18 protein-coding genes are annotated in these 19,108 nt (G+C 40.2%); 4 read left to right on the top strand and 14 right to left on the bottom strand.

From position 1 onward, the window contains the following. Positions 1–128: 128 nt before the first annotated feature. The 3 genes from CTN07_RS06900 to ttcA form a co-directional block, all read right to left on the bottom strand. Entirely contained in the window at positions 129–884 is a 756-nt protein-coding gene (locus tag CTN07_RS06900; protein ID WP_005299449.1) for a protease inhibitor BamI-like protein, read from the bottom strand. A gap of 3 nt (positions 885–887) precedes the next feature. After that, positions 888–2,609 carry a trypsin-like serine protease gene (locus tag CTN07_RS06895; RefSeq protein ID WP_005299446.1) on the bottom strand — a complete coding sequence of 574 codons (1,722 nt, stop codon included), beginning with the start codon at positions 2,607–2,609 and terminating at the stop codon, positions 888–890. Between the two features lie 195 nt (positions 2,610–2,804). Next, positions 2,805–3,734, bottom strand: coding sequence for a tRNA 2-thiocytidine(32) synthetase TtcA (ttcA, locus tag CTN07_RS06890; RefSeq protein ID WP_005299444.1), 930 nt, complete (start codon positions 3,732–3,734; stop codon positions 2,805–2,807). 355 nt (positions 3,735–4,089) lie between these two features. Between ttcA and CTN07_RS06885 the strand changes: the two genes are divergently transcribed. After that, positions 4,090–4,437 (top strand): hypothetical protein, encoded by a 348-nt coding sequence (locus tag CTN07_RS06885; RefSeq protein WP_036763900.1) that lies wholly within the window; start codon positions 4,090–4,092, stop codon positions 4,435–4,437. 80 nt (positions 4,438–4,517) lie between these two features. Here CTN07_RS06885 and uspE read toward each other — a convergent pair whose 3' ends face one another. From uspE to ccoN, 10 genes are all read right to left on the bottom strand, one after another. Further along, complete coding sequence (gene uspE, locus CTN07_RS06880) at positions 4,518–5,459, bottom strand: universal stress protein UspE (protein WP_005299441.1); 942 nt, start codon at positions 5,457–5,459, stop codon at positions 4,518–4,520. Positions 5,460–5,738: 279 nt separating this feature from the next. Next, the gene (gene fnr, locus CTN07_RS06875; RefSeq protein WP_036763897.1) at positions 5,739–6,494 is read right to left on the bottom strand and encodes a fumarate/nitrate reduction transcriptional regulator Fnr; all 756 of its coding nucleotides are present in this window, start codon (positions 6,492–6,494) and stop codon (positions 5,739–5,741) included. A 75-nt stretch (positions 6,495–6,569) separates the two neighbouring features. After that, entirely contained in the window at positions 6,570–7,247 is a 678-nt protein-coding gene (locus tag CTN07_RS06870; protein WP_005299435.1) for a sulfite exporter TauE/SafE family protein, read from the bottom strand. Positions 7,248–7,249: 2 nt separating this feature from the next. Further along, positions 7,250–7,450: a cbb3-type cytochrome oxidase assembly protein CcoS gene (gene ccoS / locus CTN07_RS06865; protein ID WP_036763895.1), complete on the bottom strand. Its 201-nt coding sequence runs from the start codon at positions 7,448–7,450 to the stop codon at positions 7,250–7,252. Next, positions 7,451–9,871, bottom strand: coding sequence for a heavy metal translocating P-type ATPase (locus CTN07_RS06860; RefSeq protein ID WP_005299433.1), 2,421 nt, complete (start codon positions 9,869–9,871; stop codon positions 7,451–7,453). It lies immediately after the preceding gene. After that, on the bottom strand, positions 9,868–10,359 hold the full coding sequence (locus CTN07_RS06855) for a FixH family protein (RefSeq protein ID WP_036763893.1): 492 nt from the start codon (positions 10,357–10,359) through the stop codon (positions 9,868–9,870). Before CTN07_RS06855 ends, CTN07_RS06860 begins: the two co-directional genes overlap by 4 nt. Positions 10,360–10,454: 95 nt before the next feature. Next, positions 10,455–11,447, bottom strand: a complete 993-nt coding sequence (gene ccoP, locus CTN07_RS06850; RefSeq protein WP_005299430.1) for a cytochrome-c oxidase, cbb3-type subunit III — start codon at positions 11,445–11,447, stop codon at positions 10,455–10,457. Further along, a complete protein-coding gene (locus tag CTN07_RS06845) occupies positions 11,444–11,623 on the bottom strand; it encodes a cbb3-type cytochrome oxidase subunit 3 (protein WP_036763891.1) in 180 nt (59 codons plus the stop codon). The genes ccoP and CTN07_RS06845 overlap by 4 nt, the downstream gene beginning before the upstream one ends. Positions 11,624–11,633: 10 nt before the next feature. Beyond that, positions 11,634–12,245, bottom strand: coding sequence for a cytochrome-c oxidase, cbb3-type subunit II (ccoO, locus tag CTN07_RS06840; protein WP_005299428.1), 612 nt, complete (start codon positions 12,243–12,245; stop codon positions 11,634–11,636). An 11-nt stretch (positions 12,246–12,256) separates the two neighbouring features. Next, complete coding sequence (gene ccoN, locus CTN07_RS06835) at positions 12,257–13,687, bottom strand: cytochrome-c oxidase, cbb3-type subunit I (RefSeq protein ID WP_005299425.1); 1,431 nt, start codon at positions 13,685–13,687, stop codon at positions 12,257–12,259. Between the two features lie 278 nt (positions 13,688–13,965). Here ccoN and CTN07_RS06830 point away from each other — a divergent pair, with 278 nt between their 5' ends. Continuing rightward, positions 13,966–14,409 (top strand): hypothetical protein, encoded by a 444-nt coding sequence (locus CTN07_RS06830; RefSeq protein ID WP_036763890.1) that lies wholly within the window; start codon positions 13,966–13,968, stop codon positions 14,407–14,409. Between the two features lie 139 nt (positions 14,410–14,548). Here CTN07_RS06830 and CTN07_RS06825 read toward each other — a convergent pair whose 3' ends face one another. Next, positions 14,549–15,274 (bottom strand): SDR family oxidoreductase, encoded by a 726-nt coding sequence (locus CTN07_RS06825; protein WP_036763888.1) that lies wholly within the window; start codon positions 15,272–15,274, stop codon positions 14,549–14,551. A gap of 159 nt (positions 15,275–15,433) precedes the next feature. Here CTN07_RS06825 and CTN07_RS06820 point away from each other — a divergent pair, with 159 nt between their 5' ends. After that, positions 15,434–16,609, top strand: a complete 1,176-nt coding sequence (locus CTN07_RS06820) for an FIST signal transduction protein (RefSeq protein WP_005299419.1) — start codon at positions 15,434–15,436, stop codon at positions 16,607–16,609. Positions 16,610–16,613: 4 nt separating this feature from the next. Beyond that, positions 16,614–18,695: an ATP-binding protein gene (locus tag CTN07_RS06815; protein ID WP_005299416.1), complete on the top strand. Its 2,082-nt coding sequence runs from the start codon at positions 16,614–16,616 to the stop codon at positions 18,693–18,695. Positions 18,696–19,108 lie beyond the last annotated feature (413 nt).

Raw genomic sequence — 19,108 nt, 5'->3', positions numbered from 1 at the left:
TGAGTTTTAAATAAGCTCGAACACTTGAAGCAGCATAATCAAAAGGCCGCGAGTAATGAACATACTGGCGGCTTTTTAATATCTAGGGGTTTAGTTCTAACTCTCTATCTCTTATAGACCTATAACCGTTATTGGATTAAATCAGTAAAAGGGTCACTATTGTTTTTAACTGCGGGATCGTTAACTTGAGATAGGGCTTTTTTGCTTGCAATCCATCCTCGTTGCTTGGTTGTTCTAAGATGATACTCTTGATTATCATCCGATCGAATCTGACCCTCTGTGGTGTTGTTAAACTGAGTGATATTTCCAATATTTCGACCTTGTTGATTGGCTAATTTTACAATTTTAAGATCACTTCGAGGTTGACTGACATTAGTAATAATTACTGTTTGTGCCTCTCCACCTGGTAGCGCTAAGTCCAACTGATCACCAACCGTTAGGGCATCCAATAAGTTACTATCCAATTCAAGATAGTTTTCATCGGGCAGTTCTGTGATTTGTTGCTCAGACACGACGGTTTTTTTTAGTTGAGGGTGAAAGTGCCAAAGCGGTTGATCAATGATGGTTATAGATTGAGGGAGTGTCGATGTTTGATGGTTTTTTGCCGTACCAAATTGCTCTAATTGTTCAAAACTAGGCTCTTCCACGCAAATATCAGACAGCTGTTGATCTATCGTATCCGTCACTTGTTGTAGTTGGTGAAAATTACTCGGAGGATCAATAACTCGATCTAAATCATCTTCACTAAAACGCTCTAATGGCACTTTGATTTGTTTCGGTTGTAACTCTTGTACCTGTTTATGTTCATCTGGTACAAGAAAAAGGTAACCAATAAACAGCGCCAATAGAATAAATAAGATGGTCAGTACAAGAGAACGGGACATAACTTACTCCGTTTTTACAATATTGATATTAAGCAGTAATTGACGTTGAAAACTTCTGTTATGTAGCCCTTTGGCGGTGACATTTAAAACCCCAGAATAAGCTCCAATAGGTAAATCAAGATTATCATCAGCAACGTAACTGACGCGTAACTCACCATAATTAGGGCCTTTACGCCAGCAATAAGCAGCATTATTCATGGTTGACCAACCACAACCAAGATTTCGCTCGCTCCGTAAAGCAACACGCTCTATTGCACCTGTTTCGGTATTTTGCAGTTCAATGTGAATTCGTTTGTAGATCCCGCGGCGACCACTCCAAATAGGACGAGGTACGCCAATCATCTCTTTAGCTAAATAATAAACCGTACCATAAGTCTCTTTATCCAATCGCTCACCAAGATAAGGGGATGACTCTGTAATTTCACCATCGGCAGGCAGTTCTTGGTCAATAACGATATTTGCTTGAATTGGAATCTCTTGTTGAAACTGACGGTTGTACAGACTAAGAGCGATAAAACTAAAGTCTCCGGTGTAAGTACCTATAGGCAAGGATGGATTATCTTTTTGATCAAATTTCAGTTTGAGTTGACCAAGATCTGGTCGTGGATAACACCAAGCACTGTTATTGACTTTTCCCCAGCCACAGTAAGTCTTACGTTGACCTTGTAACCACACTTTATAGCTAACATTGGATTCTTGGTGAGTGAGGTTGACCGAAAATGAGGTTGTTGCTCTTGGATAACGCCAGATATAACGATTAGGACCATCAACAATATTTGCGCCTTTAACATAGTAAGCCGAACCTCGAATATCTTTTTCAATATTGTCAGTTAGAAGTGGCTCTTTTTCAGTTAACACAAATTGCGTCTCTACTGGCTCATCAGGGATATCATCGACCGTTTTCAGCACAGGTACTACGCTCTTAAGCCAATCACCATGAGGGCCTATAGCTGCATGACCAGAGTAGCCCCAATACCAACCAAACCACCATGAAGCAATACCTACCGCAACAGGGTGTCCTTTTCGTTCTTGCCAACTTGCAGAACCGCTATCGCCTGGAGAAGCAAAAGCCCAAGAATCGGTATTTTCTACTGCGCGATTGATCAAACAGTTTGAGTAGAGGCCAATAAAATTACCTTTACCGTGGCGCTTTCCAATCCAATCGAGCTGGCCAAGAGATCGCGTACCAAAAACGCCAAAACCTGTAAAATTCACACCGCTGTGTAGTTCATTCCCATCGAGAGTTGTGTTGATAAAAGGTTGGGGAATCACGTTACCTGTCGAATCTAAAGGATCAACAACCTTAGGGATTTTTGCTACCGCGATATCTGAACCGCAGTTTAAGTAATCATGAAAATAGTTGGTCGCAATTCCTGACGCTATTAACGTACCATCCTGTAGTTTGAAGGAAACCGTCTGACCTGTGTATTCATTACTTGTTGACCCTGCAAGACAGTGCGCTGCTGTTAAGATGTAGCTATGACTATTATCGCTGCCCAACCAAGTACCTGAACAGTAGCCGTTACCAATCACAAGACCAACAGAGTTGTAGCTTTCGGTTGAAGCTAATTCATTTAAATGAGACGTGACCGTTTGTTTTAAAGCAGGGTCTAAACTTCCCGCAATATCAGTATATTTACTGTCGGTAAGAGCAATGGCATTGACCGAGGATGAATAAAAGAGACCGGTTGCAATTAAAGCAAGAGGAATACTACGCAGTTTCATGATTCAGCACCCTTTACTATGACTTAGTTTAACTATAGCGGATGCTTTGTATACTTGAGGGATAATAAATGGTAACTGTTTGTGGTAAGTTCTTATTAAATAGTAAGAAACTCTTAAATCTTAATGTTGAGATTAGGAAATAAAAAAGCCACCGAATAAGTCGATGGCTTTCAAATTATGGCAATTTTACCGCGATTACTGCACTTGAACGACGTTCAGAGTTTCACCTGGATCGAATTCGTTTACATCGTCTGAGCTTACAGGAGCTGCTGGGATCTCTTGCTTATCAAAAGCAATATCACCACCATCAATCGTACCAGATTCTTTAGTTACTGATTTAAAATCAAATAGATTGAAGTCAGCAAGGTGTGAAGGTACCACATTTTGTAGTGCTGTAAACATGGTCTCAATACGACCTGGGTAGCGACGATCCCAATCACGTAGCATGTCTTTAATAACCTGACGCTGTAGGTTAGGTTGTGAGCCACATAGATTACATGGAATGATCGGGAACTCTTTTAGTTCAGCAAAACGTTCGATGTCTTTTTCACGACAGTATGCTAATGGGCGAATAACCACATGCTCGCCATTATCAGATACTAGCTTTGGTGGCATACTCTTTAGCTTGCCGCCATAAAACATATTTAAGAACAAGGTCTCTAGCATGTCATCACGGTGGTGACCTAGAGCAATTTTAGTTGCACCAATCTCTTTCGCTGTGCGGTATAAAATACCACGACGTAGGCGAGAACAAAGTGAACAAGTCGTTTTGCCTTCAGGGATCTTCTCTTTAACGATAGAGTAAGTATCTTCATTAACAATCTTGTATTCAACGCCAAGAGTATCAAGATATTCAGGTAAGATATGATCTGGGAAGCCTGGTTGCTTTTGGTCAAGGTTTACAGCAATCAGTTCAAATTTAACTGGCGCGCTACGCTGAAGGCTGCGAAGAATATCAAGCATCGCATAACTGTCTTTACCACCAGATAAACACACCATAATACGATCGCCATCTTCAATCATATTGAAGTCGATGATTGCATTACCTACATTACGGCGTAACTTCTTCTGCAGTTTGTTAAAGTTGTACTGTTGAGCTTTAGTTAGCTCGTTTTGATCGCTCATTATTAAACTCTTTATCTGTAAAATGGTGCCAAGCATCCCGTTGCGGGTATATCCGCTTGTGATAAACGGCATACATGCAAAAAGTATGGCGGGTATTTTATGTATTTCAGCCAGTAATTCCAGTGTGTTTTGCAGTTAGTCGTATATTCTTATGAAAAAAACGAAATAAAAACCGCAGATAACGTTAATTTGATCTCGTTTACTGCTTATGACGTGCAATAGGTGCTTATCAATTGTGCTTATTTTTGCGAGCTTGTGATTGATTTACCAAAGAGAAATGCGTAATCGATAAGTTAGGTGATTTTTCTATGCTAAAATTATCACCTCGCTTCATGAAATCGAATAGGGAATTGTTGTGTCACCTAAAAGCGTACTATTATCTACTTGTATCGCTCTATCCTTAATAGGGTGCAGCTCTAAACAAGCCGCTCAATTGGGATTAGGTGGTGGTGCAGTCGCAAAATATCCTCAATATATGTCCAATGCGGAGATCTGTGAAACCTATCTCTATGGTCGCGCGACAACGCAAACCAAAGTCGCTTTAGCTTCTGAGTGGAACAAACGAAAACTGAGCCGAAAGTATTGCGACAAAAAATACAATGAATACTACGCAACAAAATTTGCTAAATGGGTAACTGGCATTAAAAGTGAACAGGATGCTGTCGATGCAGCAGCAACGGTATTACCGGCAGTGATAGATTGATTTTAAGCGGGTAAAATTCAGCTTATAAAGGAACGCCGCATGGACTGCGGCGTTTTTATTACAGCTGCGTTATATCAAATCTATTCAATATTTGGTGCTAATGGACTGATATAACCTGTTGGTTTTAATGCTAATAAGTCACAATTCAATCGATCGATAGTGTGTTCGGCTGTATTACCAATAAACACGGCAGATAAACCTGTACGTCCAGTTGTTCCAAGAACGACCATTTCAACTCCAAGGTCTTCTGCAACGCGAGGAATGATATCTTCAGGTAATCCTTCTAAGACATGAGTTTGCGCTTCATCAATGCCGTATTTCTGGCGTAGTGCTTTCATTGATGTTAGATGATGACCTCGAACCGCATCTGTGTATGACGCAGGATCAAATTCTGGTAGTTCAATAGTAATGTTGACCGGTGTTGATGGGTAAGCGTTAACTAAATTGACTTCTGCTTCAAGCACATGGGCAAAACGATTTGCTTCATCAATAATATTATCATTGAGTTCTTCATGGGTTTCATTATCAGCAGCAAGGTTTACACAAGCGAGCACTTTTCCATTTGGTTGCCATTCCTGATCTTTTACTAGAAGAACAGGGCATGGACATTTACGAAGAAGGTGCCAATCGGTTGGTGTAAAAATCACAGAGCCAAGTGTATCGTGATTGTGGGTTGCTTTAATCAATAGCTCAATATCTTGACTAAAGACTTCTGCAATCACAGCCTCGTATGGACGATTATGCCAAACAACAGAAATTGCGATCTCATAAGAGTCACTTTCATACGGCTTAATAATCTCTTTTAGCCACTCTTCTCGTTGCATAACAACACCGCGTCGCATAGCAATACGCTCATCGGCAGACAACATAGAAGTCATCTCATAAGAGAAGTCATAAATGGCAAGAAATAGGGTGATCTTTGCATTTTCAGAATGCTTAGCAAGATAAGCCGCGCGAACAAGCGCTGGTTGGTAGTCCTGATTAGGATCGGCTACCACAAGAATATTTTTGTACTTTTTCATTATGCCCCCTTAAACAATCCATAGTTCTGGTAACACTAATACAGATTGTAAGTTGCCTTGTGTAATCTGCAGGCGCTTCACTACATTAAATATAGTCGAGTTTTTGAGTGTCGCGACCTAAATATGATGTTAAAAATCAAGTTATTAACATTATTCCTTTACCATCACTTTACTCTAACACTGAGCATAAAGGGAGTATTTCTATCCGTTAGATACAAAAAAAGTGATATAACGCAAAGGTCATATCACTTCTTTTTGCAAAATAACAGGGTATCTAAGTTAGATGTTGTTGTTTTTGCTTACACCAGCTAGTCGCGCCATTTCTTCATGATCTAAGATGGTAATGTATTTACCTTTAACGCTGAGCATACCTGATTTCTGGAAACGACCTAATAGACGACTGATGGTTTCAACCGTTAAACCTAGGTAGTTACCGATATCACCACGAGTCATAGTTAGACGAAATTCACGAGGTGAAAAACCACGCTGAGAGAATCGTAGTGATAAATTGTATAAAAATGCAGCTAAACGTTCTTCTGCATTCTTTTTCGAAAGCAGAAGGATCATCTCTTGGTCGCCTTTAATTTCGCTACTCATTAAGCGCATAATTTGCTGACGCAGCTTTGGCATTTTGCCAGACAGATCATCTAAAATTTCAAAAGGAATTTCACACACCATAGAAGTCTCTAAAGATTGAGCAAAACTAGGGTGTTGCATTTCGTTGATAGCATCAAAGCCAACCAGATCTCCGGCTAAGTGGAAAGCGGTAATCTGTTCATCACCTTGTTCTGTGATGGTGTAACTTTTGATAGTACCAGAACGAATAGCATAAAGTGATTTCAGTTCGTCACCAGCTTTAAACAGCTCTTGACCCTTCTGAATAGGCTTTTTGCGTTCGATGATCTGATCCAATTGATCTAACTCAGACTCATTCAGTGTGAATGGAATACACAACTGACTGATACTACAATCCTGACAGTGGATCGCACATCCGCCTGACTGAATTCTCTTGGGTGTAAGTTTGTCTGAAATCATAAGCCTGTCTAACCAATTTGATGTAGGTCAATATTTTAACACATTATGAATCATTATGACGAGTATTAAAAATCCTTACATCAATTGTTTGATTGCAATGTAACCAGTTTGTATACCGTAAAACAACAAAAGTAGGGCACTTGCGTGTTTAATGTAGCGATTTTTTAAAACGGATTTTACGGTATCAGCCATGAAACCAACCAGAAGTAATGCCGGTAATGTTCCTAAACCAAAGGCTAGCATTATACTCGAACCGTTTAAGGCACTTCCCGAAACGGCTGCCCATGTGAGTGCAGAATAAACCAGCCCACATGGAAGCCATCCCCATAAAAATCCTAAAGGTAATGCATAAATAGGCGATTTCAAGGGCAGTAAACGACCGGTTATTGGCGCAATATAACGCCAAATTTTTTGACCTTGTTTTTCCAAGAAAGTAAGACCAAACCACCAACCGCCTATATAACATGCGAGTAAAATCATCATCATACTGGCACATAGCCGTAAAGCGATAAGCATACTATTACTGCTACCAAAGCTTGTTACACCTGTTACTAATGCCCCAATAACACCACCTAATAAACAGTAAGAGGCTATGCGACCAAAATTGTATAATAGTAGATAAAGATAGCGACGTTGATGGTCGGTTCTATCGATACTAAGAGTGATGGCAGCTCCCATACCGCCACACATACCAATGCAGTGGCCAGAGCCTAACAATCCAATCATAAAGGCAGCAATAAAATCTAGTTCCACTATTAACAGTCCTTATTTTTGTTATCGCTATGACACTCATTTTTATTGTTAGAAGTTGTTTCTTCGTCTTCTTCAAACAGAATATTCGACCCTTGACGCTCTAAATCATCGTATTGATCGCTTTTTACCGCCCAGAGAAATATCGCCACAGCAATAATGACAAAGATGATGGCTATCGGTATTAATATGTAAAGACTTGCCATTTATTTTAATAACCTTAAAGAATTTGATACAACGATAAGCGAACTCGCAGACATTCCTATAACTGCTATATAAGGTGCAACATAACCACAAACAGCCAGTGGAAGTATGATCAGATTATAACCTAATGCCCAAGCAAGATTTTGTTTGATAATGTTCTGTGTTTTTTGCGCTAATGCTCGCGCATCGAGAAGACGTTGTAAATTATCGCCCAATAGCACCATATCCGCCGATGATTTAGCAATATCAGTTCCTCCTCCCATAGCTAAAGAGAGATGAGCCCCTGCAAGTACCGGCGCGTCGTTCACTCCATCTCCAACCATCAAACTAATGTCTGATTTTGGTAAGGACTTTAAATAGTTTAATTTCCCTTGCGGAGTTTGATTGGAGATCAGTTCATCAATATTTAGAGCTTGAGCTACAGACTGAGCGTTGTCTGAATGATCACCTGTTAACATTGTGACTTTTATACCATGATTATGAAAATGCTCTATCAACTCAAAACTTGAAGGGCGAATAGGATCAGATAAAGAAAAAGCAGCAATAGGTAAACCATTTACAGATAGCCAAACTGGGTAGTGCTGGATATTGGTAAAACATTGCGCCGATCTAGTGGAGTTATGATGATTACTAAGCTCAGTTATATAAGCATACTTGCCAATACGCCAAATATCGTTGCCGAGATGTCCTTGCAATCCAAAGCCAACATGGTTTTCTACTGAATCAAATTGAATCTTTTGCTGGTTATCTTCTTGCTGAAAAGCTCTAGCAATTGGATGGGATGAGTAAAATTCTAGACCCACGGCATAAGCTTGTATTTGCACCATTGAATAGCGTTCAGTAAAGAGGTGGGTCTCAGTGATCTGAATATTACCCTCAGTTAGGGTACCTGTTTTATCGATAATCAAACGATTGACGTTAGAAAGGGTTTCTAAGACATGTTCACGACGCAATAAAATGCCAAGGCGACTTAAAGAAGAGGTTGAACATGTTAATGCTGTTGGTGTTGCCAGAGATAAGGCACAAGGACAAGTTGCAACCAGAACGGCTAAGGTGATCCAAAGCGCATCATTAGGTTGATTAAAATGCCAGTAAAGCCAAGTAAAAGCGGCGATGGTTAAGATCGCGGTAACAAAGTAACGGGCGACAACATCTGCAACGATAGCTATCTGTGGTTTCGACTGCTGCGCTTCATCTTGTAGCCGTACAATTTGCGAGATTAATGACTCATTTTTTTCGTTCTCAACTTTAACTTTAAGAATGCCTTCACCATTGATGGTGCCTGCAAAAACAGTGGCACCTAGCTCTTTGGTTATTGGCTTTGATTCGCCAGTTAACATAGATTCATTGACGGTACTTTTACCAGAAACAATGTTGCCATCAGTTGGAATTCTTTCCCCTGCTAGCACAGTGACAACGTCACCTTTTTTAAGCTTTTTCGCGGCAACTTGTTCTCCCGACGCTAACCGAGCCATAGCAGGTATTAATTTTAGTAGATTGGCACTGGCAGCCGCGGCTTGTCTTCTCGCTCGCATTTCAAGAAAACGGCCCAAGAGAAGAAAAAAGGTAAACATGGCAATGGATTCAAAAAAGACTTCTCCTGTTTCCATCACGGTAGCGTATAAGCTGGCAAAATAAGCAAATAATAGGGCAATGGAAACGGGTACATCCATTCCTAGCGTACGAGCTTTTAGGTTACGCCAAGCATTGAGGTAAAAAGGTAGAGCAGAATAAAGTAAAACAGGAGTTGAAAAGATCAAACTGACCCAGCGAAAATACTGTTTAAACTCAGGTGATAGGTCGCCAAATACTTCAAAATAAAGCGCAAATGCCAACATCATAACTTGCATGGTCGCAATCCCTGCAATCCCCAGGCGATACAGATATTGTTTCATTGCACGATGATATTGCTGTTCGTGTGCATCCGCTTCAAATGGTGCCGCTTTGTAACCCAGTTGATGAATTGGCGTTAGAATTTCACTGAGCTTGATTTGATTCTCATCCCAACACAATAATGCTCTATGAGTTGTTGTATTTACTTTAACTGATTTGACGCCGGGAAGTTTGTGGACTTGTCGTTCGATTAGCCAAGCACAAGCAGCACATGAGACGCCTTCGATCGACAATAAGGCTTCTTTGAATTCGCCTTTCTGATGAACAAAGTCTTGTTGAATATCATGGTTATCATAAAGCGTGAGGGCTTGTAATTCTTCAGGTACAAGTTCAGCTTTATCGGCAGGCTCCGTTCGGAACTCATAATAAGAAGAGAGGCCACTTTGTACTATGGTGGTTGCAACAGCCTCACAACCGGGACAGCACATCGCCCTAGAGGAACCTAAGATATCGACTTGAAAGTGTGAATGTGGCGGAATATCTTCTCCACAATGGTAGCAGTGTGTATCATCATAATTAAATGTCGTCATTCCTTAACCTTTCCGTACAACCAAATCGGATCTGATATTGGCATGTTTACTCGTCCTTGTAACATCCAATCATCATTAAAGGGCTCTATCTCAATAAACCATGGACCATCAATCGATTGAGGTATTTGCATCACATATTTGCCACTTAAATTGGGGCTTAACATCTGCTGAAAATCTTTATCAGCCAGCGTACGATGAGAGAATGTAACGCGCAAGGTTGGGTATTGGGTTAATTGACCTTTATCGAGTTGAATTTGAACGTCATTATGATTTAGAGACAGTTCTGCTTTAACATTGAGTGCTTGGGCTTGATGTAAACGCGTTAAATCAAGGTTAATGGCTTTCCCTTTTTTGTAGTAATCTTCAGCCACTAAGTCGACACTGTTTTGAGAGAATATATATACGGCAGTTAAGCTAGAAATGATCGATATTGCGGGAATGGCAAACACGAACCAAGGCCAAAACTGCTTATACCAAGGCTTTGTCATAATTATTCCTTTTTACCAAACTAAGGTCAGTCGGTGACTTTGATTGGTGTTGTTTGCGGGCCGGGGATGACCCGCAAATGCTTTCTTCCTATGATTTATTTATTACTATCGTCATCATCGTTATTGGTTAAGCTCCAAACATAAGATGAGATTAACTGTACTTTATCTTCACCAAGAATATCTCCCCACGCAGGCATCACACCTTGACGACCATAAGCAATAGTATCTAGTACCGCTTGTCGAGAGCCGCCATAAAGCCAAATATTATCAGTAAGATCAGGAGCACCAAAAGCAGGGTTACCTTTACCATCGGTACCATGACACGCGGCACAGACAACAAAGCGTTGCTTACCGGCAGCGGCTTCTTTTGCATTCACTTTACGTCCAGATAAACTTAATACATAGCTGGTCACTTCTTGTAACCCCTCAACACCTAAGCTATCACTCCAAGCGGGCATTACACCTTGTCGGCCTTGGATTATGGTTGTCTTAATAGCTTGAGCCTCTCCACCATATAGCCAAGCATGATCGGCAAGGTTAGGAAATCCGGCTTGTCCTCTTGCGTCAGAGCCATGGCATTGAGCACAATTTTGTAAGAAGAGTCGCTGGCCAACTTTAAGCGCATCTTGATTTTGAGCTATTTGACTGATAGGTAAGAGTTGTTGACCATCAGGGCTATAAGCTAATGTTTTAAAGGTTTCACCAAAAAAAGAGTCGGCTTGAGTTAACTCTCTCACATACTGGTTAATCGCCTTATTTTGTTTGGCTAACTCCATTGATTGCTTTGAGTCAGACACTGATGTGACCGTTTGATCTGAACTTTGCCAACCTAAGAGTCCTTTGAAATTACCCAAACCAGGGTAGAGAGCAAGGTAGAGTAAACCAAATAAGATTGTGGCGATAAACATGTAAAGCCACCATTTAGGCAAAGGGTTGTTGAGTTCGCGAATACCATCGTACTCGTGCCCCATATCTTCACCTTCTTCAACGCCCATCTTATCTTTAGCGCACCAATATAAAATAGCGGCTACACCTGCGATGGTTCCAAGCGTGATGATGGTTATCCATAAACTCCAAAATGTGGTCATGACTTTCTCCTGTCATTTTCACCCGCTGAAACCTCTGGTTCATCATCCATGAAGACAAGATTTGCAGCTTCTTCAAAACGTTGTTTTTGTCTTTTACTGTAAGCCCAGATAACAATGGCAATAAAAGAGACAAAGAGAAATACGGTCCAAATGCTGTGAACAATACCAATATCCATTTGACCTCCTTTATTTCATTGCATGACCAAGAGATTGAAGATAAGCAATTAATGCATCCATTTCGGTTTTACCTTTTACGGCTTCTGGCGCATTTTGAATATCTTGGTCAGTGTATGGCACGCCAAACTGGTCTTTGAAGATAGTCAGTTTTTTTGCGGTTAACTGTCCATCAAGTTGGTTTTCCGCGAGCCATGGAAAGGCGGGCATATTTGATTCAGGTACGACAGCTCTTGGATCCATCAAATGAACATAGTGCCATTCATCAGAATATCGACCGCCAACACGAGCTAAATCAGGTCCTGTACGTTTTGAACCCCATAAAAAAGGGTGTTCCCAGACACTTTCTCCAGCTACTGAGTAATGGCCATAGCGCTCTGTTTCTGAACGGAATGGTCGAATCATTTGACTGTGACAAACATTACAACCTTCACGGATATAGACATCTCGTCCTTCCATTTGTAGCGCGGTGTATGGCTGTAAATCTTGAACAGGTTCTGTGGTTTGTTTTTGGTACATCAATGGGGTAATTTCCACCAGAGCACCAAAACTAATGCCGACGATAATCAGTATTGCTAGCAAGCCGACATTTTTTTCTACAATTTCATGACGATTTTTAGCCATGGTGTATCTCCTTATGCCGGTTGCTCTTCAATTGCTTTTAGACTTGCTTTAGGTGCATAGATTGTTTTGTAAGCGTTATAGGCCATTAAGAACATGCCGCTTAAAAAAATTGCACCGCCAACAAAGCGAATAAAATAGAAAGGATAGGAGGCTTGTAATGATTCAACAAAGCTATAAGTTAAGGTGCCATCTGTATTTACAGCACGCCACATTAGGCCTTGCATCACGCCGGATATCCACATCGCTACGATATATAAAACAGTTCCTACCGTTGCTAACCAAAAATGTACGTTGATCAACTTAATCGAATACATTCGTTCTTGACCAAAAAGCTTAGGTAATAAATGGTATACGGCACCAATGGATATCATGGCAACCCAGCCTAAAGCACCTGAGTGAACATGTCCTATTGTCCAATCGGTATAGTGAGACAGGGCGTTCACCGTCTTAATTGACATCATAGGACCTTCGAATGTCGACATGCCATAAAACGACAATGACACAACTAAGAAGCGAAGGATCGGATCGGTTCTAAGCTTATGCCATGCTCCTGATAACGTCATAATTCCGTTGATCATACCGCCCCATGATGGTGCGAACAGAATCAGAGACATCACCATGCCAAGAGACTGAGTCCAATCAGGCAGCGCGGTGTAATGCAAGTGGTGGGGACCCGCCCAAATATAAAGAGAGATAAGCGCCCAAAAGTGAACAATAGAGAGACGATAAGAATAGATCGGACGACCCGCTTGCTTGGGTACAAAATAGTACATCATGCCAAGAAATCCTGCGGTTAACAGAAAACCAACGGCATTATGTCCATACCACCATTGAACCATGGCATCGACAGCCCCAGCATAAATGGAATAGGACTTTGTCATAGAAACTGGAATGGCTAAACTGTTGACAATATGGAGTACCGCAACCGTTAAAATAAATGCGCCGAAGAACCAGTTCGCAATATAAATGTGAGTGGTATTTCGTTTTGCTATCGTTCCAAAAAAGACGACGGCATAGGTTACCCATACAATGGCAATCGCGATATCGATCGGCCATTCTAGTTCTGCGTATTCCTTACCTGATGTCCATCCCATAGGAAGAGAAATCGCAGCGGCAACGATGATTGCTTGCCACCCCCAGAAGGTAAATGCGGCTAACTTGCCACCAAAAAGATTGGTCTGGCAGGTTCTTTGAACAACATAATATGAGGTGGCAAAAAGGGCACACGTACCAAAAGCAAAGATAACGGCATTGGTATGTAATGGGCGAAGACGGCTATAGGTTAGCCAAGGTGTATCAAAGTTTAGAGCAGGCCATACTAACTGCGCAGCAATTAAAACGCCAACACCCATACCCACAATTCCCCAAAGAATCGTGGCGATAGTAAATTGGCGCACCACTGTATAGTTGTAATTCTGCTCAAGCTGTTTTATTTGGCTCATGTTGCATACTTCCACTATTAAATTTTCTACACATATGTCCTTGTGTGTACAACAAGTTAACGTAAAATATCACCTTTACATCAAGCGAATAATTTACAAAAAATACACAATTATGCTTTTTGGAAATATTGCTATTTGTTTGTAATAGTGACATTTTCCTGGTAAATGATACGATAATTAACAATTTATTGACAGAACACAGTTCAACTATTGTTTACTTTTAAGCAACATTTATATGAAAACTTTGAAGCATGTAACATGGGAAGAGAGTTAAAATAATGGCAGCAGAGAAATTAACAAAAGGGCGTTTAATTCAGATTTTAGTTTTAATGACGGTACTGATCGCAGCATTTACATGGCGTACTGTAAGTTATGAAACTCATGAACAGAAAAGCGAATTAGCCAAAGAGTGTGATTTAACCGTAGAGCCGTGCTTATTTGATAAAGATGCTTCAGGTGTTTTAGTTACGCTGTCACAAAAGCAACCCAAAGCAGAAGCTCTACTGACCGTTGTCATTGATAATATGTCAGCAAAACCTACTGCCATTGTTGAAGGTGTTTCAATGAATATGGGCACTGTCCCTGTTATTTTCGAGCAAAAAGAGGACAAATGGGTAGGGAGTTTTACTGTTCCTGCCTGTAAGCACGAGACTATGGTTTGGGCGATTAAGATAACCGAAGGTAGTTCTAATATAACAGCTAACTTTACCGTGAAAAAATAATATCTTAGTTGCTGATATCGCTACAAAAAAAGGCTTGAGAATACTATTTTCTTCAAGCCTTTTTTATATTTGATTTTAGTAGCGAACACTCTAGATTGTGCTATGAGAAAATACAGAGGGACAAAATAGAAGAAATGAGTTATTCGCTATAGATCATTTTTTTCGTCATACCACCATCAATAGTGAAGTTTTGACCTGTAATGAATCCTGATTCTTCACTTAACAAAAAACTCACCATTGCTGCAATATCATCGACCACGCCAACTCGGCCAACGGGATGTTGCTGATGATCAATCTCTCTTAACTCAGAATGGTTGGCATTAATCCAACCTGGAGAAATGCAGTTTACTCGAATATCAGGCCCCAGACTCATCGCCATAGAGTGTGTTAGTGCAACAATAGCGCCTTTTGTCGCACTGTAGGCTTCAGTATTGGGTTCTGATTGGGATGCACGAGTTGAGCTTAAATGGATAATAGATCCGTGTGATTGTTTGAGTAATGGTAAGCATTGCTGGCTAATATATAGCGGTGCAGTTAAGTTCACATTTAACACACGTTGCCAATCAGCCATAGCTAATTCACTAAGTGGGGCATTGTATGGATCAGAAATAGCCGCATTATTGACTAAGCCATCTAAACGACCAAAATTTTTTTCAATATCGGTTATAACAGCTTGGATATCGGATTCTGAAGTCACATCGGCTTGACGAAAACGGATTCTAGGCTCTTGCGACACAAGCTCAAAACCTACATCTTCATTAATATCAAGAGCGATAACCGTCGCGTTTTTCTTTGCTAAATAAAGACAAATTCCACGGCCAATACCGCTAGCGCCTCCTGTTACTAAATAAACTTTTCCTGTCATTATGTCCCTATCATGACTAAATTTTTTGCCGATACTACTAAATAATGACCAAAACTTATCAGACATTAATCAAATAACCATAAATTCACAAATTGATAGCTGATTGTAACACTAAAAATGTCTATTATTACTGTATCAGCTGACAAGAAATATGATCATATGGATATAGCAACAAGCTTTTCATCTCATTCCGATACCAATTTAGCCATTCGAGAGGCGATTGATTCTTTAACAACGAAAGTGTTTAAACCTCAATTGGTATTGGCATACTTTTCAGAACATTATGATGTCGTATTGCTACGTAATGCGTTATCAGAAGAATATCCAGATGCTCAAATTTTAGCTTGTAGCTCATGCCAAGGGATTATGACTGACGAAGGGTATATCTCAGATCAAGGAATTGCGCTTTGGTCAGTATCGGATCATTACGGCGCTTATGGCTCAGCGATTGTTTCAACTAACCAAAGTCCAAAGGATATGGCGCGCCAAGCAGTACTTCGAGCTATTGAAAATAGTGGTAGACCTGGCGAATTGCCTGCCTTGATTTTATTACATGCGACGCCAGGTCATGAAGAAGAAGTGATCAGCGGTATCGAAAGTGAAGTTGGGGGCGCAGTTCCAATCATTGGGGGCAGTGCGGCTGATGATCTCGTTGCAGGTCAATGGAATCTGTTTACCCATCATCAAATAGCTCAAAAAGGTGTAGGGATAGTGGTATTTTATCCTTCATGCCAAGTAAGTTATTCATTTCACTCTGGGTATGCCAGTTCTGGGTTATCCGCTATTGCTACGCGAGTTGAAGGCCGAGAAGTTATCGAACTGGATGGTCGACCTGCAATGGATGTTTACCAAGAATGGTTGGGAAAAACGTTAGCCATTAACGATAGTATTGTCAGTGAAAGTAGTTTAAATCCTTTGGGGCGAATTGCAGGAACTGTGCATGATCTGCCATATTTTAAATTAGCGCATCCATTACGAGTTACTGAGCAACGAGGTATCGAACTGTTTGCCCAAGTAAATGAAGGTGAAGTTCTTTACTTTATGGAAGGTACTGTTGAGCGACTTGTGACTCGAGCTGGTCGCGTAATTAACTCAGCTTACGATATTAGCCGTTCAAACCGACTCGATCCTATTGGAGGGATCACCATTTACTGTGCCGGTTGTATGCTGAAAGTAAAAGATCGCATGAAAGATGTGGCTAAATACGTCAACATTGCCATGCATAACGCACCATTTGTTTGTCCATTTACTTTTGGTGAACAAGGTCAGTTTGTGGGTGGTGAAAATGCTCATGGCAACCTTATGATTTCTGCCGTTCTGTTCCATAGGGATTGATAGTATGCCAAGTTTTGAATCCGAAAAATTACAGGAAACCATACTAGATTTACTTCGAAGTCAGGAACGTGAATCACAATTAAGAGATGAGAACGAAGCCATTCTTGCTGGCGTATCAGCAATGGCAGGAGCCAACAATAAACGTCAGGTTTTCAATAGTTTACTAGAAGTTATTCGCAAGTTTATTTTCTTTGAAAACGCTATTGTCTTAACTCGTGAAGATGAAATTGCACCGATACAAGAACTTGTTAGTACTAATTATTTGTTTGAAGGATCTGTTTGGCCGGTATTTAGCACTTTCAGTCGTTGCATCAATGGTGAGAGCGTAGCTCTGTTTAATCCAGAAGCTGTTGAAGAGTTTCAATCTCTGCCTCCTGATTATTTAAGATACTGCAAATCCGCTTTAGTGACAGGGGTGAAGGTTAGTTCTGGTGATGCATTGCTTATCTTTTTGCATTCAGAGAAAGGACAATTCACGCCTAAATGTCGACGAGTGTTAGATCGTTTACGACCATTAGTTGAACGTGCCATCATCGATATTGATTATCGTGAAAGACTTCAATCGTTAGTTACAGCAAGAACCCAAGAGTTAATTCATAGCCAGCAACGGTTTAAAGACTTTGCAAAAACGGTTGGTGATTGGTTTTGGGAAATAGATACTGCGTTTAACTTTACTTATATTTCGTCACCACAACTTGCTGGTCATATGATTGATCAGACTAACATATTAGATATTTTCCGCGATCAGCCCGAACTAAAACAAAAGTTAAAAGAGAAATGCGAGCAACAAGAACCTTTTGAAGATTTCGAATGGCAGTTGCCTGAATCTGAAGGGGGCTTATGGATCACATTCACAGGGACACCATATTTCGATAAGAACGATCACTTTTTAGGATACCGCGGTACATCAAAAAATATCACGGCTCGTAAGAAGCGTCTGTTTGATCTCCAAGAAGCAAGAAAACAAGCCGAAAGTGCTAACAGTGCGAAGTCGCAATTTCTTGCCATGATGAGCCACGAAATTCGAACACCATTAAATGCCGTGTTAGGTTTAATGGATACTTTAGCCGATTCCGGTCTGCGCCAAGAACAGATGGAGTGGGTTAAGCAGATGGATCAATCGGCTCAGCTACTTCTTACTATTATCAATGATATCTTAGATTTATCTAAAATTGAGTCAGGTAATTTTGAACTAACAAACGGTGAGATGAGTATTACAGATTGCATTAATTTGGTTGTTAATCAATTATCTGAGCAAGCTCGTAATAAAAACATTTTGCTTCAAGCTGAGATAGATCAAACAGTACCAAGTGTTATCTGTGGTGATAAAAATCGTATTGCTCAAATCATGTTTAACCTTATTGGTAATGCAATCAAGTTTACCAGTACTGGCTCGGTTCGAGTTCTAGCGCGACGTGTCGAAGATAATATTGAAATTTCAGTAATAGATACCGGAATTGGTATAGCTAAACAAGCACAGAATAATTTGTTTCATCCATTTCATCAGGCCGATAGTAGTATAACGCGTAAGTATGGCGGTACAGGTTTAGGTCTGGCGATCAGTAAACATCTCATTTCTAAAATGAACGGTAAGATTGAACTTGATAGTTCCTTGGGTATTGGCAGTTGCTTTAAAGTGATTTTACCAATTGTGATTCCGTTGATGACGATTGAGGTTGATGAACCTGAACAATATCCGCCATCAAACCGATGCTTGAATATTTTACTGGCCGAAGACAGCATCACAAACCAGATGGTTGCTCGATTGATGTTAGAGAAAAGAGGTCATAAAGTTCACATCGTCAATAATGGTGAAGAAGCTCTTGAAGCAATTCGTCATGGACACAAGAAATTTGATTTGGTCTTTATGGATGTTTCAATGCCATTAGTCGATGGTGTGGAAGCCACTCGAATTGTTCGTAGTGAAGGAATTGAAATCCCAATTATTGCTTTAACTGCAAATGTAATGAAACAAGACCAAATAGAATATCACGAAGCTGGCATGAATGAGTTTTTACCGAAACCCATTCGAGGCTCAGAACTCACATCAATTCTACAAAAGTACCAGCACATCGTTGCGAATTAGCAAAGGCCAATCGATAGAAAAAAGATCATTGAAAGATGATCTTTTTTCTTTGGTAATTTGCAGATAAATTGAAGAACTAAGCAAACTGAACATTTGCTGCAGAGCTTAAATTTAAATGTAAATTACCTATTTTATGGTAAATTGCCAATACTGTTAAATAGCCCTTATTTTCAAACTATCCATACTAAAGAGTAGAGCAGACAAGGTGTTATCTATAAAGATATGACTTGGATTATATTAACTTGGATATCTTATTTAACATAATATACATAATGCGCACTAAGGTTGTAAGTCCCATTTAGAAATGTCATGTTTGAGCCAGATTGAAATGTCATGTTGAACTAACTTCAAAAGACGCTTTTTCTTTGCTGTTTTGGAGCCTGTGGATGTTGTTAACCATGACTGATAATGAA

Origin of the sequence: Photobacterium damselae (assembly GCF_003026815.1) — a bacterium.
Lineage (GTDB): Bacteria > Pseudomonadota > Gammaproteobacteria > Enterobacterales > Vibrionaceae > Photobacterium > Photobacterium damselae.
Note: the sequence above shows the minus strand (reverse complement) of the source record. Positions and strands in the feature narration are given on the sequence as shown.

Coding starts and splice junctions, on each gene's coding strand:
- CTN07_RS06900 (WP_005299449.1), bottom strand. CDS start 884: ATGTCCCGTTCTCTTGTACTGACCATCTTATTTATTCTATTGGCGCTG.
- CTN07_RS06895 (WP_005299446.1), bottom strand. CDS start 2,609: ATGAAACTGCGTAGTATTCCTCTTGCTTTAATTGCAACCGGTCTCTTT.
- ttcA (WP_005299444.1), bottom strand. CDS start 3,734: ATGAGCGATCAAAACGAGCTAACTAAAGCTCAACAGTACAACTTTAAC.
- uspE (WP_005299441.1), bottom strand. CDS start 5,459: ATGAAAAAGTACAAAAATATTCTTGTGGTAGCCGATCCTAATCAGGAC.
- fnr (WP_036763897.1), bottom strand. CDS start 6,494: ATGATTTCAGACAAACTTACACCCAAGAGAATTCAGTCAGGCGGATGT.
- ccoS (WP_036763895.1), bottom strand. CDS start 7,450: ATGGCAAGTCTTTACATATTAATACCGATAGCCATCATCTTTGTCATT.
- CTN07_RS06860 (WP_005299433.1), bottom strand. CDS start 9,871: ATGACGACATTTAATTATGATGATACACACTGCTACCATTGTGGAGAA.
- CTN07_RS06855 (WP_036763893.1), bottom strand. CDS start 10,359: ATGACAAAGCCTTGGTATAAGCAGTTTTGGCCTTGGTTCGTGTTTGCC.
- ccoP (WP_005299430.1), bottom strand. CDS start 11,447: ATGACCACATTTTGGAGTTTATGGATAACCATCATCACGCTTGGAACC.
- CTN07_RS06845 (WP_036763891.1), bottom strand. CDS start 11,623: ATGGATATTGGTATTGTTCACAGCATTTGGACCGTATTTCTCTTTGTC.
- ccoO (WP_005299428.1), bottom strand. CDS start 12,245: ATGGCTAAAAATCGTCATGAAATTGTAGAAAAAAATGTCGGCTTGCTA.
- ccoN (WP_005299425.1), bottom strand. CDS start 13,687: ATGAGCCAAATAAAACAGCTTGAGCAGAATTACAACTATACAGTGGTG.
- CTN07_RS06830 (WP_036763890.1), top strand. CDS start 13,966: ATGGCAGCAGAGAAATTAACAAAAGGGCGTTTAATTCAGATTTTAGTT.
- CTN07_RS06825 (WP_036763888.1), bottom strand. CDS start 15,274: ATGACAGGAAAAGTTTATTTAGTAACAGGAGGCGCTAGCGGTATTGGC.
- CTN07_RS06820 (WP_005299419.1), top strand. CDS start 15,434: ATGGATATAGCAACAAGCTTTTCATCTCATTCCGATACCAATTTAGCC.
- CTN07_RS06815 (WP_005299416.1), top strand. CDS start 16,614: ATGCCAAGTTTTGAATCCGAAAAATTACAGGAAACCATACTAGATTTA.